Genomic DNA, 24,169 nt, shown 5'->3' on the forward strand with positions numbered 1-24,169 from the left:
CCGTTTGTTCGTCAGGTGGCCCGCCAAGGTCGTCTGCGGTCGCCGGTACCCTTGCTCTCCGTGGCCCTGTACCGCAAGTATCGCCCGGCGACCTTCGCCGAAGTCATCGGCCAGGAGCACGTCACCGGACCGTTGACCACCGCGCTGGACGCGGGCCGCATCAACCACGCCTATCTGTTCTCGGGGCCCCGTGGCTGCGGTAAGACGTCCTCGGCCCGCATCCTTGCCCGCTCGCTGAACTGCGTGCAGGGGCCCACCTCGACGCCGTGCGGGGTCTGTGATTCGTGCGTGGCGCTGGCGCCCAACGGATCGGGCAACGTCGATGTCATCGAACTGGACGCCGCCAGCCACGGTGGTGTGGACGACACCCGTGAGCTGCGTGATCGGGCCTTTTACGCACCCGCGCAGTCGCGCTACCGCATCTTCATCATCGATGAAGCGCACATGGTCACCACCGCGGGTTTCAACGCGCTGCTCAAGATTGTCGAGGAGCCACCCGAGCATCTGATCTTCGTTTTCGCCACCACCGAGCCGGAGAAGGTGCTGCCGACCATCCGGTCGCGCACCCATCACTATCCGTTCCGCCTGCTGGCGCCCAAGACGATGCGGACGCTTGTCGAGGCCATCTGTGCGCAGGAGAACGTCGCCGTCGACGATCCGGTGTACCCGCTGGTGATCCGCGCCGGTGCCGGATCCCCTCGAGACACCCTGTCGGTACTGGACCAGTTGCTCGCCGGTGCGGACGAGGAACGCGTGACCTACCAGCGGGCTCTCGCACTGCTGGGCGTCACCGATATCGCACTGATCGACGATGCGGTGGACGCGCTCGCGGCCGGTGACGGCGCGGCGGTGTTCGGAGCCATCGAAGGCGTGATGGATGCCGGACACGACCCGCGCCGATTCGGCACCGATCTGCTCGAGCGTTTCCGCGATCTTATTGTTCTGCAAGCGGTTCCGGATGCGGTGGAGCGCGGTGTGGTCGATGCGCCACAGGACGTGCTGGAGCGGATGCGCGAGCAGGCCGAGCGCATCGGGCCCGCGACCTTGACCCGATACGCCGAGGTGCTGCACGCCGGGCTCGGGGAGATGCGGGGCGCGACGGCACCTCGGCTGCTGCTGGAAGTGGTGTGCGCCCGACTGCTGCTGCCCTCGGCCACAGACGCGGAATCTGCTGTGCTGCAACGTGTCGAGCGCATCGAGAAGCGCCTGGACATGTCGGTGCCCGAAGCCGGTGGGACAGGCGCGTCGCCGCGCTTTGTCCGCAAGTCCCAGGCCCCCAACGCCGCCCCGGCCGCCGAAACAACCGCACCGCCGGCCCCGGCGCCCGAGCCTCCCGCGCCGACTCCGCCGCCTACACCTGCTCCGGCTCCGGAACCCACCCCGCAGCCGGACCCAGTTCCAGCGCCAGAGCCTGAGCCAACCCCGGCACCTGCTCCGGCGCCCGAGCCGGCCCCGGAGCCGCCCTCACCGCCCGTTCCGGAACCAGAACCGGAACCAGAGCCAGAGCCAGTTCCAGCGCCAGAACCGGAATCTGCCCCCGAGCCGCGTCAGCCCGGGGCCCTTGACACCACTGCCGTGCGCAACGCCTGGGCCGAGATCCGATCCAAGGTCAGGGACCGCAGCCGGACCACCGAGGTCATGCTCTCCGGTGCCACCGTGCGTGCCATCGAGGGCAAGACCCTGGTGCTGTCCCATGATTCGCCACCATTGGCCAAGCGCATCACCGAGTCGCGCAATGCCGAGGTCATCCGGGAAGCGTTGAAGGATGCGCTCGGGGTGGACTGGGAGATCCGTTGCGAGGCGGGCAGTGCGGACGCCGGCGCCCCTGCCCAGGCGCCGAAAGTCAACAAGGCCCCACCGCGGGTCGTGACCCGGCCCAGCCGCCCGACGCCCGAGCCCGAGCCGGCACCCACACCTGAACCGGAACCCACGTCCCCGGAGGACGAGGAGGAGCAGATGCTCGCCGAGGCCGGGCAGGGCGAGTCGGGTCCGCGACGCGATCCCGAAGAGGTTGCGCTGGAACTACTTCAGAACGAGCTGGGTGCTCGCAAGATCGACCCCAGCTAGGGCTGCCACCACGGGCGCAGCGGCAGCGAGGACCCGCCGCGCGCATCAAGTTTGGTGGCCAGCACCTGGTGTAGCTGAACCACATTGCGCTCGAAGCCCAGTCGTGAACCGGCCATGTACAGGCCCCACACCTTCGCGGTGGCCTCGCCTACCTCGTCGACTGCCTCATCCCAGTGTTCGACGAGGTTGGCGCACCACTCCTTGAGCGTGAGTGCGTAATGGTGACGCAGATTCTCCTCGTGCAGCACCTCCAGGCCAACGTTCTGGATCTCGGTGATGATCTTCCCCGACCCGGTCAACTCCCCGTCGGGGAAGACGTAGCGGTCGATGAAATATCCTGCGACGGCCGAGGTTCGATTGTCCGGCCGGGTAATGCAATGGTTGAGCAGCAGGCCGCCGGTCTTCAGTCGCGACTGCAGAAACCGGAAGTAAGCGGGATAGTTCGCGATGCCGATGTGCTCGGTCAGCCCGATCGACGAGACCGCGTCGAACTCTCTTTCTGTGGTATCGCGATAGTCCGCATGGCGAACCTCCGCCAGATCCGAAAGGCCTTCGTCGGCAAGGGCTTTCTGTGCCCAGGCGGCCTGCTCGGCCGATAAGGTGACACCGGTGGCGCGTACGCCGCGCCGTGCGGCGTACCGGACCATCGATCCCCAGCCGCAACCCACGTCGAGCAACCGGTCTCCGGGTTTGAGCGCCAGTTTCTCGAAAACCAGCCGGTACTTGTTCTCTTGTGCCTCTTCCAGCGTGGCCTCAGCGTTCGGATAGCAGGCGCACGTGTAGGTCATGGACGGGCCGAGTACCCACTCGTAGAACGCGTTCGAGACGTCGTAGTGATGATGGATGGCCTCGGAATCGCGGGTCTTGCTGTGCCGGAATCCCTCGACGACCCGCCGCCAACGGGGCAGTGCCTCCTGCGGCGGCGGTGCGATGGGCCGCAGATGCTCGAAACCGATCGACCTGACGATGTTGGCCAGCACGCGCGCGGGCGGTCGCTTGAAATCCAGCCTGTCGGCCATGGCCTTCAACAGTTCATAAGGGTCGCCCGGGTGCACGCCCTGCATTTCGATATCGCCGGAAACATACGCCCGTGCCAGCCCCAGATCACCCGGTGCCGTCGCCAAATACGTTGTGCCGCGCGGCGTCAGTAGATCGAGCCCCAGTTCGGCATTCTCCGGTCCGGCCTTGCTGCCGTCGTAGGCGCTGAAGCGCAGCGGCAGGTCTCCGGCCGCCATGATTTCGAGAATCTCTGCCAGCGAGAGCTTACCGTTCTCGCCCCGGTCGTTCTTGGCCTGAGTCGTCGTCATTGTCGCCGTACCGCCTTCGCATAGAGATCCAGCAATCGGTTATCGGGGTCGTACATCTTCTTCAACGTCCGATAGTGCTCGCCGCCATACAGAGCCTCGAACTCTTCACGCGGATAGAAGGATTCGGAGTACAGCGATTTGTGTCCACCCAGTTCGCTGACCTTGTGCTCGATCCGCCGGTTGGTGGCTCCATCGACGGCGCCTGCGGGCACCGAGGACCAGAAGCCGATGTTGACGTACGTCTGGCCTGAGCGTATCGGATACAGCGGCCATCCCTCGTTGTCGCGTAAACGCAACGGACACAGCCATACCGGTTCAATGGGTACTTCGTCGAGGAACCATTGCAGAAACTCCGCGGTGTGACCGATCGGTACCTCGACGTCCTGGACGACGCGTTCCCGGGCTGGGCGCCCGTTGAACTTCTCGATGCGGTCGGCGATGTTGTACCGCTGATCAAGGCCGATCATCTTCCAGTAGACGCTGCTGCGCCGATACTTTCGCGGCCACAGCCTGCGGATGCGTGGATTTTGCGCGCCGAACGCGCGGGAACACCAGAACCAGTCGGTGTCCCAACGCCATAGGTAGTCGTGGATGCTCAGCCGATCGTGACCGGTGCCGTCCGCATGCTGGATCGAGCGATAGTAGATCTGTTGTCCCGTGTAATCGCTCACCGGGCCAGGCGCATCCGTCTGGGTGCCCAGACACAGGTAGGACTCCTCGTCGGTGAACACCACACCGTCCAGATAGTCCACTCGTTCGCCCTGGAAGGTCGCCGAATCCACGATCGACTCCATCGCTGCCACGAGTTCATCTAGGCTATGGAATCGGATGTGCCGCAGGGCAACAAACCGTTCGACGGGTTCGAGCTCGATGCGTAGCCGCACCGAGTAGCCCAGCGTGCCGTACGAGTTGGGGAAGCCTCGATAGAGATCTGCGTGTTCGTGCGCCGATGCGGTGACGATTTCGCCCGCGCCGGTGAGGATGTCCATGTCGAGAACCGACTCGTGCGGAAGCCCGTTGCGGAAGGACGCGGATTCGATACCGAGCCCGGTGACCGCACCACCCAGTGTGATGGTCTTGAGCTGTGGCACCACCAGCGGTGCGAGTCCGTGGGAAAGGGTGGCCGCGACCAGGTCCTCATAGGTACACATGCCGGCCACGTCGGCCGTGCGATTGACGGTGTCCACACTGATGACACCGGTGAGGCCCGAGGTATCCAGGCCCGGTGTAGTCGACTTTGCCCTTGCGCGGAACAGATTTGAGGTGGGCTTAGCCAAACGCACGGTCGCCGTCGTGGGAATGGCCCGGTAACTCCGTAGTAGCCGGTTCACTCCCTCGGCGTGCGCCGATCCTGACGAGATAGGCACAATTCCTACGCTAGCCCGGTTCTGCGCGTGGCGCACCCGAGAACGTGATTCGGATGCCAAGCGCGACCGTCGGAAACTAATCCAGGGTCAATCGTCCTAGCCGAATCGGTGCTCCGCCAAGCTGTTCGTCGATGCGGAGCAGCTCGTTCCATTTCGCGGTGCGTTCGGATCTGGTGATGGAGCCGACCTTGAGTTGCTCGGCACCCCACCCGACCGCGAGGTGCGCAATGGTGACATCCTCGCTCTCACCCGATCGCGCAGACACGATGGTGTCCCATCCGCAGTCGTGAGCGGTGTCGTGCGCCGACTTGGCGGCGCTGAGCGTGCCGGCCTGGTTGGGCTTCACCAGTAGTCCGTTACACGCTCCGGCCTCGGTTGCTCGGCGCACGCGCTCGGCATTGGTGACGGTGAAATCGTCACCGACTACCAGGACGCGGTGTCCCACTGTCTGGGTGAATTCCGCCAGGGCAGAGGGATCGTCCTCGGCGAGTGGATCCTCGATGGAAGCGATCGGATACTTATCTATCCACCCGATCAGAACCTCTGCCCACGCATCAGAGTCGAGCTCGGTGCCGTCGAGCCCGAGACGGTAGCGGCCGCCGCTGCCGAATTCGCTCGACGCGATGTCCAACGCGATCGTGACCTGGGCTCCCGGCTGCAACCCGGCCCGCTCGATGGAGGCGACCAGCAGTTCCAGTGCGTCCTCGTTGGAGTCCACCACCGGCCACCATCCACCCTCATCTGCCACCCCGGCGAGCCGGCCTCGCTCGGAAAGCAAAGCCCCGCATGCGCGATGGATTTCGGCGACCCAGTTGAGGCCCTGTTCGATGCTGTCGGCTGCCGCGGGCACTACCATGAAATCTTGAACATCGGTGCGACGCGCGGCATGGGCGCCCCCGCCGATCACCTGAATCTCCGGCAGCGGCATGGCGGCCGTTCGATCACCGATGAGATAACGCCACAACGGAATACCGTGCGATGCGGCTGCGGCGTGTGCGGCCGCCATCGACATGGCCACCGACGTGTTACCGCCGATGAGCGCGAACGCGTCCGACCCGTCAGCCGCGGTGAGCGCCGCGTCGACGGCCTTCTGGTCGGTGGCGTCGATGCCGACCAGATGCTCGGTCAGAGCGCGGGCGGCTGCCACCGCAGCGGTCACGTCGTAACCGGCGAAAGGGCTGCCGCCGTCCCGTAGATCGGCGGCCTCGCCGCTGCCCCGGGACGCACCCGCGGGAGCGATCGCCCGCCCGATGCTGCCATCGCCCAGCAGCAGCTCCGCCTCGACGGTCGGCCGCCCGCGTGAATCCCATACGCGTCGAGCGTGCACACCACTGATGTGTGTTCCGGTCATGGTCCCTCTAACTGTTGTGTGACGGCCAGCGGATCGGTGGCCGATTCATGCAAGGCCTGCCCTGCGCGGGCGCGCAGTGAATCGCGTTGAGAGGCGGACAAGTAGTCCACGGGCGATCGTCCGTCGATGCGAGCGAGAGCCAACGCGGGTAGGAGGCGCGCGGTCCGGGCGGCCACCGTATCCGGCGATTCCCAGGAGACGCCCGCCAGGTACGCGGTGCAGAGCCGGCGGCTCGTCTCCCACAACGGCTCGCGGTACTCCGGTTTCCATATCCGCTTGAGCAGCAGATGATTAAGGCAGAACGCGAGATCGAAGGCGGGGTCTCCGTACCAGGCACATTCGGCATCGGTCAGCACCGGTCCATCCGCGGTGACGATCACGTTCTTCGGGCTCACATCTCCATGCACCAGTGCGATGTGCGTACCGGCGAGGTCATCGGCCAGTTGGGAAAGGGCATCGGCGTGATCCGGCAGGCGCTCTGCCGGATAGCGCAGATACGGCTCGATTCGTAACGCCTCGAACAGGTCATCGGATGCGAATTCGCTTGCCACCGTGGCGTCCCCGGACGTGTGCGCATGCACGGCAACGAGGCGTACGCCGAGTTCCCTGCCCACCTCCGGATCGATACGCCCGTTCGCAAGATCTTCGCGCCAGGAGGCAATGGGCCCCAGATCTGTCATCGCGAAGGCGTGCAGATCTTCGACGGCCAGGACAACCCGGGGCGTGAAAGACGGAACGATCGTCGCCGCGCGCCGGAGATAACGCGCCTCAAAGATGTTGCGCTGCAACGGTGCGACCCAGTGAGCCTGTACCCGAAGCCGCTCGATGGCCCGCTTGACCACCACCGATTCGCCCGAACTCAGCCGAACGCGCCACACGTCGGAGGACACCCCTCCGGTCAATGGTTGTGCCTCCACAGACACAAATCCGGCGTGCGAGAGAAGCTCGACCACCCAGTCAGGTGGTGCCATGCGCACCTTCGGATTTCCACCACAGCGCGTTGAACCAGATGCGGGCGAGTGTGTCGATGGCCTCCTCGTCGGTGACCGAGCTGCGTCCGGTCTCCCCACCCTCTACCAGCCAGACGTAACAGAAGTAGTCCATCATCGCCCCGATCGCCGATGCGGTGATATCGGGATCCATCCCCGGGGAGTACTCGTGTTTCTGCAGTCGTCGAATGTTGTTGGCGATCATCGTGCGTGCCGGGGCGCGCAGGTCTCGCCAGTACTCGACGAATGTCGGGTCTATCTGCGCGGCCTGGAATACCCCGGAGAGCACAGGGGCATGGTCGCGATAGGTGGTCCAGTACACGGTGACGATGTCCCGGATCACGTCATATGGTGCGCGATCGCCCGTCTCGACGGTGTCGCCGCGGGTGTACGCCTCATCGCGGAACTCATCGACCATGGTGCGGAGAAGCTCGGCCTTGTCGGTGAAGTAATTGTAGAAAACCCCGACGGATTTCCCGGCCTCGGTGGTGATGTCGATGACCCGCGCCTCGGAGTACCCGACCCGGGAGATGACCTCGCGTGCCGCATCCATCAGGGCGCGGCGCGTGCTGCGGCCACGTTGTGTCGAGGGCTGCTCGGCGGCCACGGGCCGGATCGCTGAATCGCTAGACATCACCACCCCGCCAAGGCTACATTAAACCTGAATCGAGATTCAGTTTCAGTCCGATCGCGTGTCATTCCCTAATGATTGCGCAGGTTGCGAGGTTTTGATGACGAGTTCGACAGCAGTGCAGGCCGATGCCGTTCAGCGGGCGCGTGACCTCGCACCCGCTATCGCGGCACGGGCCCTCGAGGCCGAGCGCCTGCGCCGGATGCCCGACGAGACCATTGCCGAGCTGTCCCAGTCGGGTCTGTTCAGCCTGATGGCGCCGCGCCGCTATGGGGGCGACGAGGCCAGTCTGGAGACCTTGGTGAGCGCGGTCATCGAGGTGGGCAAGGTCTGCGGATCGACCGCCTGGACCTTCTGTATCTACGGAATCCACAACTGGCTCGCCGGGTTGTTTCCCGAGGAACTGCAGGACGAGATGTTCGGCTCGGTTCCGCCGGGGTCTCCGTTGCTGTTTCCGGGCAGCTGGTCGCCATCGGGTATCGCCACTCCCGTCGAGGGTGGCTACAAGATAAGCGGGCGTTGGCAATTCGGCAGTGGTGTCTGGCATTCGTCGTGGGCATCGGTTGCCGCGGTGGTGCAGCATGACGAGCCGCCGAAGTATCCGGATCTGCGCACCTTCATGATTCCCAGGAACGATCTCGAGGTCATCGACACCTGGTACACCTCCGGTCTGCGGGGTACCGGGAGCATGGACATCGCCGTCAGCGACGTCTTCGTCCCCGAGCATCGGGTGCAGGAGTTCGGTCCGCTGGCGCGCGGGCAGTCACCCTCGGCGGAACTGCACGGGTCTGCCATCTATCGGATACCCCTGTTCTGCGCCCTCTCCAATGTCGCGGCCGCGCCGGCGGTAGGGATGGCGCTAGGGACGGTGGAGCTGTTCACCGAGAAGATCAAGACCCGGGTGATGCGGTACTCGATGCAGGAGCAGTCCAAGCTGGCCACCGCGCACCGTCGCATGGGACATGTTGCGGCGCAGGCTGAGTCGGCACGCACCCTGCTGTTGCAGACGGTGCGAGATGTGGAGGACAAGCTGCGCTCCGGCGAGGGGCTGGCCACCGAGGATCGGGTGGCTGTGCGCCGCAACTGTGCCTACGTCGTCGAAGTCTGCAAACAGGCCATCGCCGAGGCGGTCGAGGCATGCGGTGCCTCCGCGCAATACGAGGACTCGCCGTTACAGCGCCACTTGCGCGATGTGAACACCTTGTCCACACACGTTGTCTACGACACGGATTCGGCCTACGAGCTGTTCGGCCGGGTGGAATTGGGACTGCCGCCGGGATCTGTCGCGTTCTGATGAGCACTGGCTCGTGAATACGCAGGTGCCCGAGCTCAACGGGTTGCGGTGTGCGCGCGACGATCGTGTCCTGACTGTCCTGATCGACAACGGTCCGCTCAATCTGCTGGACGAGCCACTCATGTCGAGCCTGTCACGGCTGGCTCGTTGGCTCGCCGAGCGCGACGACGTGACGGTGGTGCTGTTTGGCAGCGCCAATCCCGACTTCTTCATCGCGCACCTGAATGTCGAGATTCTGCAATCGGATTCGGCCCGTACTGCCGACTCGGTCGAATCCTTCCAACGGTTGGTCGGCAGATTCCGCGGGCTGCGCCAGGCCACCATCGCACTGGTTGAGGGCAGGGTCGCGGGCGGGGGAAGTGAGTTCCTCCTCAACCTGGACATGCGTTTCGCGGTCCGTGGCCAGGCCATCTTCAATCAGGTGGAGACGGGGCTGGGGATCGTCCCGGCGGGATCTGGTCCTCAGCACCTTCTCCAGGGGCTGGGTCGGGCGCGTGCGCTTGAGGTGATTTTGGGTCATGAGGATTTCGATGCTGATCTCGCGGAACGATACGGCTGGGTGAACCGTGCTCTGGACGCCGATGAGGGGTGGCCGTTCGTGAATCGGCTTGCCCGGCGTATCGCCGTCAATCCGCTCGAACTGATCGCGGGTGCCAAGAGCACGGTCGATGCGCTGGTCACCGACCTGGAGCCAGGGTTGGCCGCGGAGCGGGCAGCTATCGTCGCCGCATTCAAGGATGAGCACAGCACCCAGAGAATCGCGCGCTTTCTGCAACGGGGCGGTCAGACGGTGGACGGTGAACGTCGCCTCGGCGATCTCGTGGCCGACCCTTAGACTGCGACTACAACCAGTAGTAGAACCAAGTCGTAGCGAGGGAGAACTCATGGGTCAGGTCAGTGCGTCCAGTTCGGTGTTGATCAACGCGACGCCAGAGGCAGTGCTCGCCGCTGTTGCCGACTACCAGAATGTGCGCCCGCAGATCCTGTCCAGCCACTACCGCGACTACCAGGTGCTTGAGGGCGGTCAGGGTGAGGGCACCGTCGCGTCCTGGAAGCTTCAGGCCACCGAGTCGCGCGTGCGGGACATCAAGTCCAGCGTCAGCGTCGCCGGGCACACCGTCATCGAGAAGGATGCCAACTCCACACTGGTGACCAGCTGGACCGTCGCACCTGCCGGAACCGGCTCGACGGTCACCACCAAGACGGCGTGGACGGGCGGCGGTGGCATCAAGGGATTCTTCGAGAAGACCTTTGCGCCGTTGGGGCTCAAGAAAATTCAGGCCGAAGTGCTGGAAAACCTGAAGAAGACGGTCGAAGGTTCGGCGACCTAACCGCCGGGTGCAGGCGCCGCCGCCGGGTCTACACCCGGCGCCGGTGCGGTACCGCTGAGGTATGCCACGATGCCCTGAACCACGGCCTGCGCGTATTTGGCGCGGCCCTCGGGGCTCGTCATCATCGCCGAGTCCTGGGCGTTCTTCATGTTGCCGAGCTCGACGAGAACCTTCGGGTGCTGGGCAAGGTTGAGGCCCGCCAGGTCAGAGCGGCCATAGAGCCCGCCGGTGCCGATGTAGGTCGCTGGTGTCAGGCCGGCGGCTTGCAGGCTGTCACGCATGGTCTTGGCGAAGCGCAGCGTCGGCTCGCCCTGCACCGCGTTTACCGGCGGATTCGAGTAGTTGACATGGAAGCCATGACCACCGGCCGGGCCGCCGTCGGCGTGGATACTCACGACGGCATCGGGGTTGAAGCTGTTCTCGATCTCCGCGCGTTTGTCGATGCACGGACCGAGCTTGTCGTCGTCGCCACGGGTCATCGCGGTGCGCACGCCGAGTTGGGTCAGCTGCTGACGGATGAGCAGCACGGTGTTCCACGCGAAGGTGTGCTCCGGGTACCCGCCATCGGTAACGGTGCCGCTGGTCTGACAACTCTTCGTGCCGCCCCGACCGTCGGGCACCTGGTTGTTGATCGACCCGTCATTGGCCCCGTTATGCCCGGGGTCCAGCACGACGATGCGTCCGGCGATGCCGGGTGCGGCCGCGGCGATGGGCGCCGCCGGCGTCACGATCGGCAGCACCGAGACCGATGCCGCCGTCAACAGCGCCGTTCCCGCCAGGCCCATGGCGCGACGGAGCGGCACGGCACGCGACATCTGGTGTCCGAAACTCACTCGCACCTGGCCACGGTAGCCCGGACGGCGGCTACCCTTGTTGACGACCCGCCGAGGCCCGGCGAGCGTGACCAAGTTGATACCCGGTCGTTTGAGGCGAGAAGGAGATTTCATGCAACCCGGAGGCGCCCCGGATATGTCAGCCCTGCTCGCGCAGGCACAGCAGATGCAGCAGCAGCTGATGGCCGCTCAGGCGCAGATCGCAGCGGCCGAGGTCACCGGGGAGTCCGGTGGCGGCCTGGTGCGGATCACCGGCAAGGGCAGTGGCGAAGTGATCAACGTGCAGATCGACCCGAAGATCGTCGATCCCGAAGATGTCGAGACACTGCAGGACCTGATCATCGGTGCGTTGGCCGATCTGACCTCGAAGACACAGGAACTGGCGAGCCAGCGGCTGGGCCCGCTCGCGGGTGGCCTCGGCGATCTTGGCGGAGGGCTGGGATTGCCCGGTGTTTGAGGGCCCGGTCCAGGACCTCATTGACGAGCTGGGCAAACTGCCCGGGGTTGGACCCAAGAGCGCGCAGCGCATCGCCTTCCATCTTCTGGGTGTCGAGGCTCCCGATATCGATCGGCTGACCGCAGCCTTGACGCGGGTTCGCGATGGCGTTCAGTTCTGCGAGGTCTGCGGGAACGTCTCCGATAAGGAGCGCTGCCGGATCTGCTCGGACCCACGGCGCGATCTGGCATTGGTCTGCGTTGTCGAGGAACCCAAGGATGTGCAGGCGGTCGAGCGCACCCGCGAATTCCGCGGCCGCTATCACGTGCTCGGTGGCGCGCTGGACCCGCTCTCGGGTGTCGGTCCCGACCAGTTGCGGATTCGGGAGCTGTTGACGCGCATCGGAACCGACGAAGACGGGGTCTCCATTTCCGAGGTCATCATCGCCACCGACCCGAACACCGAGGGTGAGGCGACGGCCACCTACCTGGTACGAATGCTGCGCGATTTCCCCGGACTGACCGTCACCCGGTTGGCGTCCGGTCTGCCGATGGGCGGCGACCTGGAATTCGCGGACGAGTTGACCCTCGGGCGCGCCCTCTCCGGCCGCCGCCCCCTCTGAATTCCCTTGCTTACCTTCAAGGGACGATGAGGAACTGTGCCTGACCGGGATTGCCTTGTGCTCCCGACACCGTCACCGATGTCCCCGGATCACCGGGTGCGCCCGGGTTCGGTTGAGGCCCCGGTCCGCTGCAGTCCGATGAGGACGAAAACACGCCGGTGGTTGCGCCGTTAGCGCCGACCGATCCGCCAGGACCGTTACCGCCGCCGATCCCGCCGTTGCCGCCAGTGCCCGCCGACACATCCATCGGATGCGTGCCCAAGGACAGGTCGTGTTGGCATTTGACGAGGATGACGCCGCCGTTGCCGCCGGGGCCGGCGAAGTTTCCGTCCCCGCCGCGACCCCCGGTGCCGCCATTGCCGCCCGTTCTGCCGAACTCGCAGTCATCTCCGTCGCCGCCTTTGCCTCCGGTGCCACCGGTCCCGCCGACTCCACCCTGCCCGCCATTGCCGCCGCGGCCACCCTTGGCTTGAAGTGACACACCGTCCATGAAGGTCTCTACTTCGAAGTCGATGACGCCGCCGTGCCCGCCCGGGCCGCCCGGACCGCCGGCCCCACCGTTGCCTCCGGTTCCTCCGGTCCCGCCTCGAGTGGCGCAGTCGTCGTCAATCCAATTGCAGTTCGCCATGGTCCCCGCCGCGCCGGTAGGACCCTGAGTGCCCTGCGCGCCCGTCGCTCCGGCGTCGCCGTTCGGGCCATTGCTGATGATGTTCGCCATGGTGCTTACTCCTTGTGATGTCAGATCGCTGCTTATGCCAGGTTGCCGCGAACGGATGTCGCGCGAATCTTGATGTAACTGGAGGTGATAACTAGTCGTCCGCCGGTATGAATGCGGATGTCGTTGGCCCACAGGCTCTTCGCTTTCGACCCCAAGGTCAGCGTCGCGCTCCTGCCGATCTCGATATCTTTGAACAGCACGAGAACCAGCGGTATTCGGGTGGCATGTGCGGCGTACCGCTGGGTGAACGAATGGGTGATCTTCACCTCGAGGCTGTCGGCCTCCAGCGGCACTCCAAGTGCATCACTCACTGCGCGTGACAGATTCGTGTGCAGGGCCGGGCGGATCTCGCGGTAGAGCTGGCTGAGTCGCGCCGGGTAGCTCACTCGCCCCTCGCTCTTGCTCGCACACGGTGTGCAGCACGAGTCCTGGACGTCGGGGTGTTCGGCGACACTCTCAGCCATGCGACGGGCGATCTCACGTACCGCGAGATCATCCTCAGCTATGGCCTGGCGTGCAACGCTTTCCTCCAAGCGTTCGGGGACCAGGCGCAGGGTCTGAAGATCGTCGTATCCGGCGATGTCCAGGCGATGCGTCACCTCAGCCCATTCGCGGTCGCTGGGATCGACGATCACCGACTTCTCTTCTGGCACAGATAGACTGCGCCGCTCAGCCTTTAAGAACCGTGCTACGGAATCACTGGTCACAATCGCTCCTTTGGGCGTTCGGTATGGAACGTGAATGCCCACGGAACGTATTGCGCGTACGGCCGGGTCTGCGTGAGTAATCGACTACTCGAATTCGGTACCTGGTGCTCTGCCCATGAGAGGGCGGGGGAAGGCTAGCGGGCGGACAAGCGCTCTCGGCGCAGCCGCGCTACCTCGTCCAGGTCCAGCGGGGTCAGTTGCGGCACGTTCATGGCGCGCGCAAGTAACAGGTCCGCCAGCTCGGGATTGCGGGCCAGACACGGACCGTGCATGTAGGTGGCGATCACGCTGCCCTGCACCACACCGTCGGCACCGTCGCCGGCACGATTCCCGGCGCCTCGGCCGACCTTGGACAGCGGAGCCGCTGCGGGTCCCAAAACTGTTCCACCGCGGTGATTCTCGAATCCTGTCAGGGTGTCTTCGAGCTCATCCATGATGGGTACGCCGGCCAATTCGCCGATGGTGCGCTTGTCCTGCGGGCTGGTGGTGACATCGAGCAGGCCGACGCCTTCGACGCGCTCACCGGATGACGTTTCGTACCAATGCCCGAGCACCTGGATGGCCGCGCAGATCGCCAGCACCGGTGCACCGCGCTCGGCGGCGCGTTGCAGGCCCGGATGCGCGATGAGGTGACGGGTGGCGAGCCGTTGTGCGTAGTCTTCGGCCCCGCCCAGCGTGTACACGTCCAGGGAGTCGGGAACGGGATCTGCGAGGGTGATCTCCACGATCTCGGCGTCGATTCCGCGCATCCGCAGGCGCTGCCGCAGCACCACGGCATTACCCGAATCGCCGTAGGTGCCCATCACGTCCGGGAGTACCAGGCCGATTCGAACGGTGGATTCGCTCATACCGCACCACCTTTGGCCAGCGCGCGGTTGAGGTTGAGGAACGCCGTGTAGTTGGCGATCACGTCGACCTTGCCGGACGGACAGGCTCTGATGGCCTGAACAGGGTCGTGATGCAAGGTGTGCGTGACGCTGGCATAAGTCAGCCGCACCGCGAGATCGGTGCCGCGTTCGCCCGACGCGACGACGGGCGGCACGGTGGTCTGCGGGTTATCGCACGCGAAATGTTCAAAGTTGACATCCCATAGCCAGGACAGGTCTTCGCCGTCGGGGACCTGCCCGTTGACGGCGATGACGAGTCCGTCGGCGTCGGTGTCCACCATCGACAGCGCTTCCTGCCAGCCGGCCGGATTCTTGGCCAGCAGCAGTCGGACCGTGTGATCTCCGAGATCGATGCTCCGGTAGCGGCCGGCCACCTGATCGACCGCGGATACGGCATCGACGGCAGGGCCGGGGCGGGCACCGAGCTCAACTGCCCCGGCCACCGCGAGCGTTGCGTTTCCGCGGTTGGCGGTACCGGGCAGCGTCAGCGACATCGGCAGGCTGATTCCGCTGGGCCCATAGATGCGGTCGTCGTCGAACCACCAGTCCGGGTCCGGTCGGGAGAAGTCGGTTCCGGTACTGTGCCAATGGTTTCCGTCGCGGACGATGAGCTCGCCGCTGCGTGGACAGCTCACCGAATCACCGGCCCAGCCGCCGCCGGCGGCCACCCAGACGACATTCGGGTTGTCGTAGGCCGCCGAAGTCATGAGGACGTCATCGCAGTTCGCGACGATCACCGCGTCACGGTGTCGGGACAGCCCCTTGCGCAGAGTGCGCTCGATGTTGTTGATCTCGCCGACGCGGTCAAGCTGATCGCGGCTGAGATTGAGCAGCACGATGACTGCGGGGCGGATCGCGTCGGCGACATGTGGCACATGCATCTCGTCGACCTCGAGCACCGCCAGCTCGGCCTCGCGGGTTCCGGCCAGTGCCGCCACCAGACCCGCGTCCATGTTCGAGCCCTCGGTGTTGGTGGCCACTGGCCCGGTGGTCGCGAGCGCAGCGGTCAGCATGCGGGTGGTGGTGGACTTGCCGTTGGTGCCGGTGACTATGGCCGTGCGGCGGCCGACCCCCAGTTCGGCCAGGATGCCGCCGTCGAGTTTGAGGGCAACCAGCCCGCCGATCATTGACCCCGCGCCGCGACTACTGACACGCGAGGCCCAGCGCGCGGCGGAGCCCGCGGCGAGCGCGATTCGGCCGCGCAGCGATAGGTGCTCGATGGGCATCCGCGCAGTTTATTGGAGGCCCCTGCGAGGCGATGATGTCGCCGTCGTGGAGCAGGTGTGCACTGCCCGTGCGACCGGAGGTGATGGCCGCACGGGCAGTGCAGATCCAGCCTCTAGGCGACGGCGCGCTGTAGCGACTGCTTGACGTCGTTGACCGTGGCCTGAAGCGTGGCGCTGGCCTCTGCCAGCTGCTCCTTCTGCTCGGCAGTACCGGTCAGGGCGATGACGCGCGCCAGCCCGGCAATCTCGGCCAGCCCCGAGCGGAGCTTGAGGACATTGACGAGTTTGGGGAACAACTTGGTCCGGAGTGCTTGCGCGGTCTGGCTGGTGATGCCCCGCTTCGCGAGCACCTTCCGGCCGAAGTCGGTCAGGGTGGCCACGCCGTCGTCGGTCTTCACCACGCCGCGATGGGCCAGCCGTTCGAGGACACGCTCGACCACGGGCTCGGGAAGGGTGATCTCACCCTCGGTTGCATCCGAGACACGCTGCACGATCTGCGCGGCGCTGGCGGGCCCGTCGAGCAGCAGTGAGGCGGTGACGGCGCGCTTGATGCGGAATCCGAAACCGCCGGGACCGCCGGGGCCGAACCCCGGGCCGCCAAATCCGGGTCCGCCAAATCCGGGTCCGCCGAAGGCGGGACCGTGACCTTCGAAGCCTGCGAATGAATCAGACATCTAATTCTCCTTCTCTGAAGATCAGGCAGCTGACGTGTTGCCCGCTGAACCTGTATCAACTTCCTTGATACCTGCGCTGAATCCAGCATGTCAAGATTCTTGATATGAGTTGGCTGAGAATTTCGTAGTGAGCGGTAATCCATTGCACGGCAACAGTTTGTTCGCGCTGTCCATGTCGCGGCCTGGTCATCCTCGGTAGAAAGGCCGAGTTGCCTGGGCTTACCTTCCGAGCGTGCCCAGTCAAAGGGTGCGAGTCTGCGTGCGTCCTGGAAGGTTCATGCCAGGATGCTTGCGATGACTGAATCCGATGAGGTCGAGCCACTGGGGTACCTGATGTTCCGGGCTGGTGCCGTGATGCGTCCGCAGGTCCTTGCTGCGTTGCGGCCGCTCGGGCTCGGGATGCCGGAGTTCATGTGCCTGCGGATGCTCAACGAAAGCCCCGGGCGTACCAGCGCTGAGCTGGCGCGCGAACACAACGTCTCGGCACAGGCGATGAATCAGGTTCTCAACGGATTGCAGAACGTGGCGCTGGTGTCCCGGCCGACGGTGCCGGCCTCGGGGCGAGCGTTACCGGCCCGGGTCACCGCCAAGGGCAAGGCGTTACTCAAACGCGTGGAGTCGGCAATCCGGGCCGCGGAGGACGAGATGTTCGGCCGCTTGAGCGCCGAGGATCAGGGCGAACTCAGACGAATACTGGGGCGACTGATCGACGCTACCGGCGAAAACGCGTGACCATCCACCCAACCAACCAGCCGGTTGAGGTACGCGGCTAGGGTAACGCGTGTGTTCCGCGCCACAGCCGAGACGACGACGCAAGACTGGTCGGCGCTGTCGTCCTGGGTGGCGCGGCAGGGACACGTCCTCGATGCCTCGGCGGCGCGACAGTTCGCGGGCGGTAAGGCCAATCTGAACTATCTGGTGGCCCTCGACGGACGGCCGGCTGTGTTTCGCCGCCCACCCGCTGGCCCGATCGCCGAGGGCGCCAACGATATGGCGCGCGAATGGCGGGTGCTCTCGCGGCTCAATGCGGGATTCGCCCTGGCTCCGCGAGGCTTGTTGTATTGCGATGATCTTGACGTGCTCGGCGCCCCCTTCCAGTTTCTGGAGTATCGCGAGGGGTTGGTGATCGGTGGAGAACTGCCGGCAGGTCTTCCGGGCGAGGCTCCGGAGCGCATCACTGCCACCTTGATCGAGGCGATGACCTCGCTGCACGCGGTGACGCCGGAATCGGTGGGTTTGGGCGATCTCGGCAAGCCCGAGGGCTTCCTTGAACGTCAGCTCGCCGGCTGGACGCGCCGGGCACATGCGGTGTGGCCCGAGGGGTTGCCTGCCGTCGTCACGAACCTGACCTCGCGGCTGGAACAGCAGATCCCCGAGCAGTCGCGGGTCTCGCTACTGCATATGGATCTCAAACTCGACAACATGCTCGTCGACCGGGAAACGTTGTCGCCCAACGCCGTGATCGATTGGGATATGGCCACCCGGGGCTGCCCGCTCTTCGACCTGGCAATTCTGACGTCGTACTGGATGGAGCCGGGGGACCCGACCGCGGTGCGTGCCGTCAATCAGATGCCGACCACGACAACAGGGTTCGCGAGTCGTCGGGACGTCATCGATTCCTACTTCACGGTGGCTGGAATGCGGCCGCGCCCGTTGCACTGGCAGGTGGCGTGCGCGCGGCTCCGTTTGGGTGTCGCGTGGATGCAGCTATACCGCAAGTGGCAGTGCGGCGACCTCGTCGGCGCCGGATACGCGGATTTCGAAGACATCGCCATGGCTGTCCTTAGTTGGGCGGCAACACAATTCACCGAGGGAGAAATATGATCGATTTCAGCGTTCCGGAAGAGTTGGCCACGAAGGCACAGCGGGTGCGTGAGTTCGTCACCGACATTGTGATTCCCTACGAGCGCGATCCTCGGCTGACTGCGCACGGACCCACCGATGAACTGCGCGCCGAGCTTGTCGGCAAGGCTCGAGATGCCGGGCTGCTGACCGTGCAGGCGCCGGAATCCTATGGAGGTTGGGGCCTTTCGCATATCGGTCAAGCCGTGATCTTCGAGGCGGCGGGCTGGTCCACTTTGGGCCCCATCGCGATGAACTGCGCTGCGCCCGATGAAGGCAACATGTTCCTGCTCGGCAAGATCACCAACGAGGAGCAGTCGGAGAAATTCCTGCGCCCCGTCATCGAGGGGTATCAGCGCTCGGCGTTCGCGATGACCGAACCCGATGGCGCCGGATCGGACCCGTCACAGCTCAAGACCTCCGCCACCTTCGATGGCCAGAACTTCGTCATCAACGGGCGTAAGTGGCTCATCACCGGCGCGCGCGGCGCCAAGACGTGGATCATCATGGCCAACCTGGAGGCCAACGATCATCTGCCCGAGGGGCCCACGCTGTTCTTGTGTGACGGTGACACCGCAGGCATTGTGATCGAACGGATCATGAACACGATGGACCGCAACTACGCCGAGGGGCACGCGGTGGTGCGGTTCGACAATCTGACTCTGCCGCGGGAGGCGCTGCTCGGGGAGACCGGCCAGGCCTTCCGGTACGCGCAGTTGCGGCTCGCACCGGCGCGGTTGACGCACTGTATGCGTTGGCTCGGGGCCGCCGCCCGCGCTCAGGACATCGCCGTGAACTACGCGCGCACCCGGACCTCGTTCGGTAAGACCATCGGCGAGCATCAGGGAGTCTCCTTCATGCTGGCCGACAATGAGATCGCGCTGCATCAATGTCGTCTCACCATCTGGCACGCCTGCTGGATGATGGACAACGGGGCCAAGGGGCGGCACGAGAGCTCGATGGCCAAGTCGTTCGTGTCCGAGGAGCTGTTCAAGGTCACCGACCGGTGTGTGCAGGTGCTCGGCGGTATCGGCATCAGTGACGAGACGCCGGTGGAGATGATCTTCCGCGATATGCGTGCCTTCCGTCTGTACGACGGCCCCACCGAGGTGCACAAGTACGCCATCGGCCGTCAGGTGTTGCGTACCCCGCGCGCCTAGAGCGGCTTGTCGGTCCCACATGCCATCCTGAGTCATGCCGATCTGGGGGCAGACGCCCGACCACAGCCCCAAGTGGGTAGTGGTTGACCTGGAGACTTCCGGCTTTCAGCCAGGTCGGGCGCGTGTCATCAGTGTCGCGGCGTTGGCACTGGATGCCGACGGAAGCATCACCGACAGTGTGGTGAGTCTGCTGAATCCGGGTGTTGATCCGGGCCCCACGCATGTGCACGGCCTCACTCCGGAGATGCTGGAGGGACAGCCCGAGTTCGCCGATATCGTCCCTGACCTCATCGCGCTGCTGCGAGGCCGGACACTGGTCGCCCACAACGTCGGGTTCGACTACTCGTTCCTGGCGGCGGAGGCCGAACTGGCCGGTGCCGAGCTGCCCACCGAGGCGGTGATGTGCACGGTTGAGCTGACCCGGCGTCTCGACCTGGATACGCCCAATCTGCGGCTAGAAACCCTCGCCGCGCATTGGGGCGTCGAGCAGCTCAAGGCCCATGACGCGTACGACGACGCTCGGGTACTGGCCGAGGTGCTGCCGAAGGTGCTTGACCGCGCGCGGGAACGGGGAACGTGGCTCCCCATCCGCGAGACCACCCGCAAGCGCTGGCCCAACGGCCGTGTGACACACGAGGAGCTGCGCTCCCTCAAGACCGTGGCGTCTCGTCAGCCGTGTCACTGGCTCAATCCCGGCCCGTTCGTCGCCGGTCAGCCGCTGGTGCAGGGCATGCGGGTGGCCTTGAGTTCCGAGGTCGCTCGCACACATGAGGAGCTGGTCGAGCAGATCATGCAGGCCGGCCTCGCCTATGCCGACACGGTCGACGAAGACACCTCGGTGGTGATCTGCAACCAGCCAAATCCTGAGCAAGGTAAGGGATTTCACGCCCGGTCGCTCGGCGTGCCGCTGCTGGATGACGAGACGTTCATGACCGAGGTGCGGCGCGTTGTTGGCGGTACCGATGTCGAGCAGTTCACGGTTCCCAGCCGCGCCGGAGCGCAGTACTCACTGTTCTGATGCGCCGAATCCTCTGTGCGGTACTCGCGCTTGCGCTGCTCGTCAGCGGGTGTGGGACACACTCGGGCATTGCCGTCGCAGACCTGGACGCGCAGACGTCGGCCAAGCTCGACACCGCCATCAACGAGGTGCTCTCGAGCGCGGCGGTACCCGGTGCGATCGTCGGAGTGTGGGGACCCAAGGGGCAGTATGTACGGGCATTCGGGCTCGCGAACACGACGACCCGCGCACCGATGCGTACCGATTTCTATCACCGAATCGGCAGTGTGACAAAGACCTTCACGGTTACCGCGGTGCTGCAGCTTGTCGATGAGGGCAAGGTGGGACTCGATGATCCGATTGCCAAGTATGTCGACAAGGTTCCGGGCGGCGACAAGATCACCCTGCGTCAGCTCGCCCGGATGCAGAGCGGACTGTTCAACTATTCGATGTCCTTGGTCTTCAACCGTGACCTGGAGGCCGATCCACGGCGCCGGTACAGCACCCAACAGCTGCTCGACTACGCCTTCGCGCAACCGCCCAATTTCCCTGCGGGCCAGGGCTACGAGTACAGCAACACCAACGCCGTGCTGTTGGGACAGGTGGTCGAGAAGGTCAGTGGGCAGAGCCTACCGGCATTCGTGCGCGAGCACATCACCGAACCACTCGGCTTGAAACACACCAGTTTCCCCGACACCAACACCATCCCCGATCCACACGCGCAGGGATACACGCAGCTGACGCCGACCGGGCCGCTCATCGACAGCACGGATTGGAGTCCGTCGTGGGCGTCCTGGGCGGGTGCGATGATCTCGACGCTCGAGGACCTTCGGATCTGGGTGCCCGCGCTGGCAACGGGCAAGCTTTTGACACCGGCCACCCAGCAGCAGCGGTTGCAGACCGTGGCGATGCCGCCGGTTCCCGACGATATCCGTTACGGCCTGGGGATTTTCGATGCGCATGGATGGATCGGCCACAACGGCAGCATCCCCGGTTACCAGACGCTTGCCATCTACTCGCCCGCCGAACAGACCACCGTGGTGGCGCTGCTCAATACCGACGTGGCCAAGCAACCCGCGCAGCCCAGCACCTTGTTCGGTACCGCTATCACCAAGGTGATCAGTCCGGATCACGTCTTCCTGTTGGAGAACGCGATTCCACAGCCGCGCTGATCGGGTGTCAGGCGTAGGGCAATAGCGCCATCTCGCGGGCGTTCTTGATCGCGGTGGCGACCTGGCGCTGCTGTTGCACGGTCAGGCCTGTCACCCGGCGGGCACGGATCTTGCCGCGCTCGGATATGAACAGGCGCAGGGTGTTGGTGTCTTTGTAGTCGACCTCTGAAAGACCCAATTTGGCAAAGAGATTGGGCTTGGGTTTGGTATCGGCGACCTTGGCGCGACGATTGCGGGATGTCTTGGCGGCCATCACCAGCTCGCTTTCCGGACACCGGGCAGCGACCCGTCGTGCACGAGTTCACGGACCCGCACGCGGGACAGTCCGAACTTGCGCAGATAACCACGGGGCCGGCCGTCCACCGCATCGCGGTTGCGCAGCCGCACCGCGCTGGCATCGCGCGGCTGGCGGGCCAGCTCGGCCTGTGCCGCTATGCGCTGCTCCTGGGTGCTCAATGGCTGCCGGATGATCTCCTTGAGCTCTGCGCGCCGCTCGGCATAGCGCTCGACGATGGCGCGGCGCTGCTCGTTCTTGGCGATCTTGGATTTCTTGGCCATCTCAGCGCTCCTCTCTGAATTCCACGTGCTTACGCACTACGGGGTCGTACTTGCGCAGCACCATCCGGTCCGGATCGTTGCGCCGGTTCTTGCGGGTGACATACGTGTATCCGGTGCCCGCGGTCGACCGCAGTTTCACAATGGGTCGGATCTCGTTGCGCGCCATCAGAACTTCCGTCCCTGCGCGCGCAGCCGTGCCACCACGGCCTCGATGCCGTCTCGGTCGATCACCTTCATGCCCTTGGTGCTCACCCGGAGCTTGATGCGCCGGTCCTCCGAGGGCAGGTAGTACGTCTTGAGCTGGATATTGGGTGACCAGCGGCGACGGGTGCGGCGGTGTGAATGCGACACCGCGTTACCGAAGCCCGGCGACCGTCCGGTCACCTCGCAATGCGCGGACAACGGACCTCCATTCATGCCCATTTGATAATGGGAATCGTTTTCGACAAGTGTTGCTTGGGACTGTACCGTGAAGCTGTTGGTAATGAAAATCGTTTGCATTTAGGTGCAAAAGGGCTGGAAAAGGGAGAGTCATGCGCACGCCGGTGCTACTCGTGTCCGGACAGACCGATACCGACGCGGTCGTGGACGTGTTGGCGCGCGACCCGGGAACTGTCATCGTCAGGCACCGATTCGACGGGCATATCGTCAAGCGGACCGTCGCTGGGATCCGGGGAACTGCGGAGTCCGTTCTGGAACTGGCTCACGGCTGCGTGTCCTGCACGGTCCGTGATGACCTGCTCGTTCTGCTGCGCAAGCTCCATCGCCGAGACGACGTCGGGCGGATCGTCCTGCACCTGGAGCCGTGGCTGGAAGCCGATCCGATCTGCTGGGCGATCAACACCGTGCCCGTTCGTGTCGGACCGGGGTTCGTCGACGGACCGGCCGCCCGTGATGTCGAGATCGCCGGGGTGGTCAGTTGTGTGGACAGTGTGAACTGGTTGCAGCAAGCGCTCGGTGACGACGAACTCGAAGATGGCCGAACTGTCGCACAGGTGGTGATTGGACAGGCCGAGTTCGCCGACGTCCTGGTGGTTCGCAATCCAGAGCCCGAAGTGCTGTCGGTACTGCGGCGCTTGTCACCACGGGCCCGCATCACTGCCCGCATCGGTCGCGTAGAGCAGGCCCTTGATCATCTGGAAGAGGATGCACGGTGCGGCCGGTCCGACAATCCGCATGGCGCTCTACTCGGCGGGCAGCCCTCGCTGGCCGTTGACGGTCGCATCGCACTGGTGGAGTTCAACGCGCGCAGGCCCTTCCATCCGGAACGATTGCATGCCGCGATTGATCTGTTGCTCGACGGAGTGATCCGTACCCGGGGCCGGTTGTGGTTGGCCACGCAGGATGAACAGGCGATGTGGCTGGAGTCGGCGGGCGGTGGCCTCAGAGTTTCGGCGGCCGGGAAATGGCTGGCGGCAATGGATTCCGACGAGGTGCTGCGATCGGATCCGGAACGTCGGGCATTCGCCGATCTCATGTGGGACTACCGTTTCGGCGACCGCCACACCGCGATGACGGTGCTGGTATGCGGAGCCGACAGCGCCGAGGTGCTGGACGCATTGCGTGGGGCGCTGCTCACCGATGCCGAAATGGCAAGCCCCGCAAGGTGGCATGAATTCGACGATCCGTTCGGCGATTGGCATGAGGATCCGTGCGAACACGTGTCCGAGCTTGAGGCCTTCCTGTCCTACGGCGAGAACAACACAGAAGGGAACCACTGATGAAGCCCGGTATCCACCCCGATTATCACCCGGTCGTCTTCCAGGACACCACCACCGGAAAAATGTTCTTGACCCGCTCGACCGCGACGAGCACCCGCACCGTTGAGTTCGAGGGCCAGGAGTACCCGCTCATCACCGTTGAAGTGACGGCGGACTCGCACCCGTTCTGGACGGGCGATCGCCGGATCATGGATACCGCCGGCCAGGTCGAGAAGTTCCGCCGGCGCTACGGGACTCGTTAATCGAATCGAGAGCGAGCCTGGCGCGGAAAGTTGGCTA

28 protein-coding genes are annotated in these 24,169 nt (G+C 64.9%); 13 read left to right on the forward strand and 15 right to left on the reverse strand.

Features of this window, described 5'->3' with window-relative positions; genetic code table 11:
• Positions 1-60 precede the first annotated feature (60 nt).
• Positions 61-2,067 carry a DNA polymerase III subunits gamma/tau gene (locus tag RHO23_RS22600; protein ID WP_064410113.1) on the forward strand — a complete coding sequence of 669 codons (2,007 nt, stop codon included), beginning with the start codon at positions 61-63 and terminating at the stop codon, positions 2,065-2,067.
• Here RHO23_RS22600 and RHO23_RS22605 read toward each other — a convergent pair.
• The 5 genes from RHO23_RS22605 to RHO23_RS22625 form a co-directional block, all read right to left on the reverse strand.
• The gene (locus RHO23_RS22605; RefSeq protein ID WP_030096015.1) at positions 2,064-3,374 is read right to left on the reverse strand and encodes a class I SAM-dependent methyltransferase; all 1,311 of its coding nucleotides are present in this window, start codon (positions 3,372-3,374) and stop codon (positions 2,064-2,066) included. The genes RHO23_RS22600 and RHO23_RS22605 overlap by 4 nt on opposite strands.
• Positions 3,371-4,741 (reverse strand): FAD-binding oxidoreductase, encoded by a 1,371-nt coding sequence (locus RHO23_RS22610; protein WP_064407606.1) that lies wholly within the window; start codon positions 4,739-4,741, stop codon positions 3,371-3,373. Before RHO23_RS22610 ends, RHO23_RS22605 begins: the two co-directional genes overlap by 4 nt.
• A 76-nt stretch (positions 4,742-4,817) precedes the next feature.
• Positions 4,818-6,092 carry a phosphopyruvate hydratase gene (gene eno, locus RHO23_RS22615; protein WP_064407607.1) on the reverse strand — a complete coding sequence of 425 codons (1,275 nt, stop codon included), beginning with the start codon at positions 6,090-6,092 and terminating at the stop codon, positions 4,818-4,820.
• Positions 6,089-7,063, reverse strand: a complete 975-nt coding sequence (locus tag RHO23_RS22620) for an aminoglycoside phosphotransferase family protein (RefSeq protein ID WP_064407608.1) — start codon at positions 7,061-7,063, stop codon at positions 6,089-6,091. The genes eno and RHO23_RS22620 overlap by 4 nt, the downstream gene beginning before the upstream one ends.
• A complete protein-coding gene (locus tag RHO23_RS22625) occupies positions 7,050-7,721 on the reverse strand; it encodes a TetR/AcrR family transcriptional regulator (protein ID WP_193601851.1) in 672 nt (223 codons plus the stop codon). Before RHO23_RS22625 ends, RHO23_RS22620 begins: the two co-directional genes overlap by 14 nt.
• 91 nt (positions 7,722-7,812) lie before the next feature.
• Here RHO23_RS22625 and RHO23_RS22630 point away from each other — a divergent pair, with 91 nt between their 5' ends.
• The 3 genes from RHO23_RS22630 to RHO23_RS22640 are packed head-to-tail and all read left to right on the forward strand — an operon-like array spanning position 7,813 to position 10,337.
• Positions 7,813-9,006 (forward strand): acyl-CoA dehydrogenase family protein, encoded by a 1,194-nt coding sequence (locus RHO23_RS22630; protein ID WP_057963549.1) that lies wholly within the window; start codon positions 7,813-7,815, stop codon positions 9,004-9,006.
• 13 nt (positions 9,007-9,019) lie between these two features.
• Positions 9,020-9,841, forward strand: a complete 822-nt coding sequence (locus RHO23_RS22635) for an enoyl-CoA hydratase/isomerase family protein (RefSeq protein ID WP_064407609.1) — start codon at positions 9,020-9,022, stop codon at positions 9,839-9,841.
• 49 nt (positions 9,842-9,890) lie between these two features.
• Positions 9,891-10,337 carry an SRPBCC family protein gene (locus RHO23_RS22640; RefSeq protein ID WP_064407610.1) on the forward strand — a complete coding sequence of 149 codons (447 nt, stop codon included), beginning with the start codon at positions 9,891-9,893 and terminating at the stop codon, positions 10,335-10,337.
• Here RHO23_RS22640 and RHO23_RS22645 read toward each other — a convergent pair.
• A complete protein-coding gene (locus RHO23_RS22645) occupies positions 10,334-11,077 on the reverse strand; it encodes an Rv3717 family N-acetylmuramoyl-L-alanine amidase (RefSeq protein ID WP_030096007.1) in 744 nt (247 codons plus the stop codon). The two genes, RHO23_RS22640 and RHO23_RS22645, sit on opposite strands and share 4 nt — an antisense overlap.
• 205 nt (positions 11,078-11,282) lie before the next feature.
• Between RHO23_RS22645 and RHO23_RS22650 the strand changes: the two genes are divergently transcribed.
• Complete coding sequence (locus tag RHO23_RS22650; RefSeq protein ID WP_030096006.1) at positions 11,283-11,627, forward strand: YbaB/EbfC family nucleoid-associated protein; 345 nt, start codon at positions 11,283-11,285, stop codon at positions 11,625-11,627.
• A complete protein-coding gene (gene recR / locus RHO23_RS22655; RefSeq protein WP_030096005.1) occupies positions 11,620-12,228 on the forward strand; it encodes a recombination mediator RecR in 609 nt (202 codons plus the stop codon). Before RHO23_RS22650 ends, recR begins: the two co-directional genes overlap by 8 nt.
• A gap of 16 nt (positions 12,229-12,244) precedes the next feature.
• Here the strand turns inward: recR and RHO23_RS22660 are convergent, their stop codons facing one another.
• From RHO23_RS22660 to RHO23_RS22680, 5 genes are all read right to left on the reverse strand, one after another.
• Positions 12,245-12,946 carry a hypothetical protein gene (locus tag RHO23_RS22660; protein ID WP_064407611.1) on the reverse strand — a complete coding sequence of 234 codons (702 nt, stop codon included), beginning with the start codon at positions 12,944-12,946 and terminating at the stop codon, positions 12,245-12,247.
• Positions 12,947-12,978: 32 nt separating this feature from the next.
• On the reverse strand, positions 12,979-13,599 hold the full coding sequence (locus RHO23_RS22665) for a hypothetical protein (protein WP_415384054.1): 621 nt from the start codon (positions 13,597-13,599) through the stop codon (positions 12,979-12,981).
• A gap of 188 nt (positions 13,600-13,787) precedes the next feature.
• On the reverse strand, positions 13,788-14,501 hold the full coding sequence (locus RHO23_RS22670) for a type 1 glutamine amidotransferase (RefSeq protein ID WP_030096002.1): 714 nt from the start codon (positions 14,499-14,501) through the stop codon (positions 13,788-13,790).
• Entirely contained in the window at positions 14,498-15,766 is a 1,269-nt protein-coding gene (locus RHO23_RS22675; protein ID WP_423488386.1) for a MurT ligase domain-containing protein, read from the reverse strand. Before RHO23_RS22675 ends, RHO23_RS22670 begins: the two co-directional genes overlap by 4 nt.
• Before the next feature lie 113 nt (positions 15,767-15,879).
• Positions 15,880-16,440: a hypothetical protein gene (locus tag RHO23_RS22680; protein WP_423488387.1), complete on the reverse strand. Its 561-nt coding sequence runs from the start codon at positions 16,438-16,440 to the stop codon at positions 15,880-15,882.
• 285 nt (positions 16,441-16,725) lie between these two features.
• Between RHO23_RS22680 and RHO23_RS22685 the strand changes: the two genes are divergently transcribed.
• The 5 genes from RHO23_RS22685 to RHO23_RS22705 are packed head-to-tail and all read left to right on the forward strand — an operon-like array spanning position 16,726 to position 21,611.
• On the forward strand, positions 16,726-17,172 hold the full coding sequence (locus RHO23_RS22685; protein WP_078284953.1) for a MarR family winged helix-turn-helix transcriptional regulator: 447 nt from the start codon (positions 16,726-16,728) through the stop codon (positions 17,170-17,172).
• A gap of 24 nt (positions 17,173-17,196) precedes the next feature.
• Positions 17,197-18,264 carry a phosphotransferase family protein gene (locus RHO23_RS22690; RefSeq protein ID WP_070941843.1) on the forward strand — a complete coding sequence of 356 codons (1,068 nt, stop codon included), beginning with the start codon at positions 17,197-17,199 and terminating at the stop codon, positions 18,262-18,264.
• Complete coding sequence (locus tag RHO23_RS22695; protein ID WP_423488388.1) at positions 18,261-19,442, forward strand: acyl-CoA dehydrogenase family protein; 1,182 nt, start codon at positions 18,261-18,263, stop codon at positions 19,440-19,442. Before RHO23_RS22690 ends, RHO23_RS22695 begins: the two co-directional genes overlap by 4 nt.
• Positions 19,443-19,476: 34 nt before the next feature.
• The gene (locus tag RHO23_RS22700; protein WP_030095996.1) at positions 19,477-20,460 is read left to right on the forward strand and encodes a DEDDh family exonuclease; all 984 of its coding nucleotides are present in this window, start codon (positions 19,477-19,479) and stop codon (positions 20,458-20,460) included.
• Positions 20,460-21,611, forward strand: a complete 1,152-nt coding sequence (locus RHO23_RS22705; RefSeq protein ID WP_064407616.1) for a serine hydrolase domain-containing protein — start codon at positions 20,460-20,462, stop codon at positions 21,609-21,611. The genes RHO23_RS22700 and RHO23_RS22705 overlap by 1 nt, the downstream gene beginning before the upstream one ends.
• Positions 21,612-21,618: 7 nt before the next feature.
• On the opposite strand, the gene rpsR is transcribed toward RHO23_RS22705, so the two are convergent.
• From rpsR to rpmB, 4 genes are read right to left on the reverse strand one after another with little or no spacing between them, the layout of a single operon-like run.
• The gene (gene rpsR / locus RHO23_RS22710) at positions 21,619-21,864 is read right to left on the reverse strand and encodes a 30S ribosomal protein S18 (RefSeq protein ID WP_057963556.1); all 246 of its coding nucleotides are present in this window, start codon (positions 21,862-21,864) and stop codon (positions 21,619-21,621) included.
• On the reverse strand, positions 21,864-22,169 hold the full coding sequence (rpsN, locus tag RHO23_RS22715) for a 30S ribosomal protein S14 (RefSeq protein WP_030095993.1): 306 nt from the start codon (positions 22,167-22,169) through the stop codon (positions 21,864-21,866). Before rpsN ends, rpsR begins: the two co-directional genes overlap by 1 nt.
• Position 22,170: 1 nt before the next feature.
• Complete coding sequence (rpmG, locus tag RHO23_RS22720) at positions 22,171-22,335, reverse strand: 50S ribosomal protein L33 (protein WP_030095992.1); 165 nt, start codon at positions 22,333-22,335, stop codon at positions 22,171-22,173.
• Entirely contained in the window at positions 22,335-22,571 is a 237-nt protein-coding gene (gene rpmB / locus RHO23_RS22725; protein ID WP_030095991.1) for a 50S ribosomal protein L28, read from the reverse strand. Before rpmB ends, rpmG begins: the two co-directional genes overlap by 1 nt.
• 131 nt (positions 22,572-22,702) lie before the next feature.
• Between rpmB and mrf the strand changes: the two genes are divergently transcribed.
• Together mrf and RHO23_RS22735 are read left to right on the forward strand one after the other, a co-directional pair.
• Entirely contained in the window at positions 22,703-23,890 is a 1,188-nt protein-coding gene (gene mrf, locus RHO23_RS22730; RefSeq protein ID WP_070922041.1) for a ribosome hibernation factor-recruiting GTPase MRF, read from the forward strand.
• The gene (locus RHO23_RS22735; RefSeq protein WP_030095989.1) at positions 23,890-24,132 is read left to right on the forward strand and encodes a type B 50S ribosomal protein L31; all 243 of its coding nucleotides are present in this window, start codon (positions 23,890-23,892) and stop codon (positions 24,130-24,132) included. Before mrf ends, RHO23_RS22735 begins: the two co-directional genes overlap by 1 nt.
• Positions 24,133-24,169: the final 37 nt, after the last annotated feature.

Source organism: Mycobacteroides sp. PCS013 (genome assembly GCF_049532645.1).
GTDB lineage: Bacteria > Actinomycetota > Actinomycetes > Mycobacteriales > Mycobacteriaceae > Mycobacterium > Mycobacterium gwanakae.

Excerpts from the sequence above, each read along its gene's own strand:
- RHO23_RS22605 (WP_030096015.1), bottom strand. The coding sequence starts at position 3,374 with ATGACGACGACTCAGGCCAAGAACGACCGGGGCGAGAACGGTAAGCTC.
- eno (WP_064407607.1), bottom strand. The coding sequence starts at position 6,092 with ATGACCGGAACACACATCAGTGGTGTGCACGCTCGACGCGTATGGGAT.
- RHO23_RS22620 (WP_064407608.1), bottom strand. The coding sequence starts at position 7,063 with ATGGCACCACCTGACTGGGTGGTCGAGCTTCTCTCGCACGCCGGATTT.
- RHO23_RS22630 (WP_057963549.1), top strand. The coding sequence starts at position 7,813 with ATGACGAGTTCGACAGCAGTGCAGGCCGATGCCGTTCAGCGGGCGCGT.
- RHO23_RS22640 (WP_064407610.1), top strand. The coding sequence starts at position 9,891 with ATGGGTCAGGTCAGTGCGTCCAGTTCGGTGTTGATCAACGCGACGCCA.
- RHO23_RS22650 (WP_030096006.1), top strand. The coding sequence starts at position 11,283 with ATGCAACCCGGAGGCGCCCCGGATATGTCAGCCCTGCTCGCGCAGGCA.
- RHO23_RS22660 (WP_064407611.1), bottom strand. The coding sequence starts at position 12,946 with ATGGCGAACATCATCAGCAATGGCCCGAACGGCGACGCCGGAGCGACG.
- RHO23_RS22670 (WP_030096002.1), bottom strand. The coding sequence starts at position 14,501 with ATGAGCGAATCCACCGTTCGAATCGGCCTGGTACTCCCGGACGTGATG.
- RHO23_RS22675 (WP_423488386.1), bottom strand. The coding sequence starts at position 15,766 with ATGCCCATCGAGCACCTATCGCTGCGCGGCCGAATCGCGCTCGCCGCG.
- RHO23_RS22680 (WP_423488387.1), bottom strand. The coding sequence starts at position 16,440 with ATGTCTGATTCATTCGCAGGCTTCGAAGGTCACGGTCCCGCCTTCGGC.
- RHO23_RS22685 (WP_078284953.1), top strand. The coding sequence starts at position 16,726 with ATGCTTGCGATGACTGAATCCGATGAGGTCGAGCCACTGGGGTACCTG.
- RHO23_RS22695 (WP_423488388.1), top strand. The coding sequence starts at position 18,261 with ATGATCGATTTCAGCGTTCCGGAAGAGTTGGCCACGAAGGCACAGCGG.
- RHO23_RS22700 (WP_030095996.1), top strand. The coding sequence starts at position 19,477 with ATGCCGATCTGGGGGCAGACGCCCGACCACAGCCCCAAGTGGGTAGTG.
- RHO23_RS22705 (WP_064407616.1), top strand. The coding sequence starts at position 20,460 with ATGCGCCGAATCCTCTGTGCGGTACTCGCGCTTGCGCTGCTCGTCAGC.
- rpsR (WP_057963556.1), bottom strand. The coding sequence starts at position 21,864 with ATGGCCGCCAAGACATCCCGCAATCGTCGCGCCAAGGTCGCCGATACC.
- rpsN (WP_030095993.1), bottom strand. The coding sequence starts at position 22,169 with ATGGCCAAGAAATCCAAGATCGCCAAGAACGAGCAGCGCCGCGCCATC.
- rpmG (WP_030095992.1), bottom strand. The coding sequence starts at position 22,335 with ATGGCGCGCAACGAGATCCGACCCATTGTGAAACTGCGGTCGACCGCG.
- mrf (WP_070922041.1), top strand. The coding sequence starts at position 22,703 with ATGCGCACGCCGGTGCTACTCGTGTCCGGACAGACCGATACCGACGCG.
- RHO23_RS22735 (WP_030095989.1), top strand. The coding sequence starts at position 23,890 with ATGAAGCCCGGTATCCACCCCGATTATCACCCGGTCGTCTTCCAGGAC.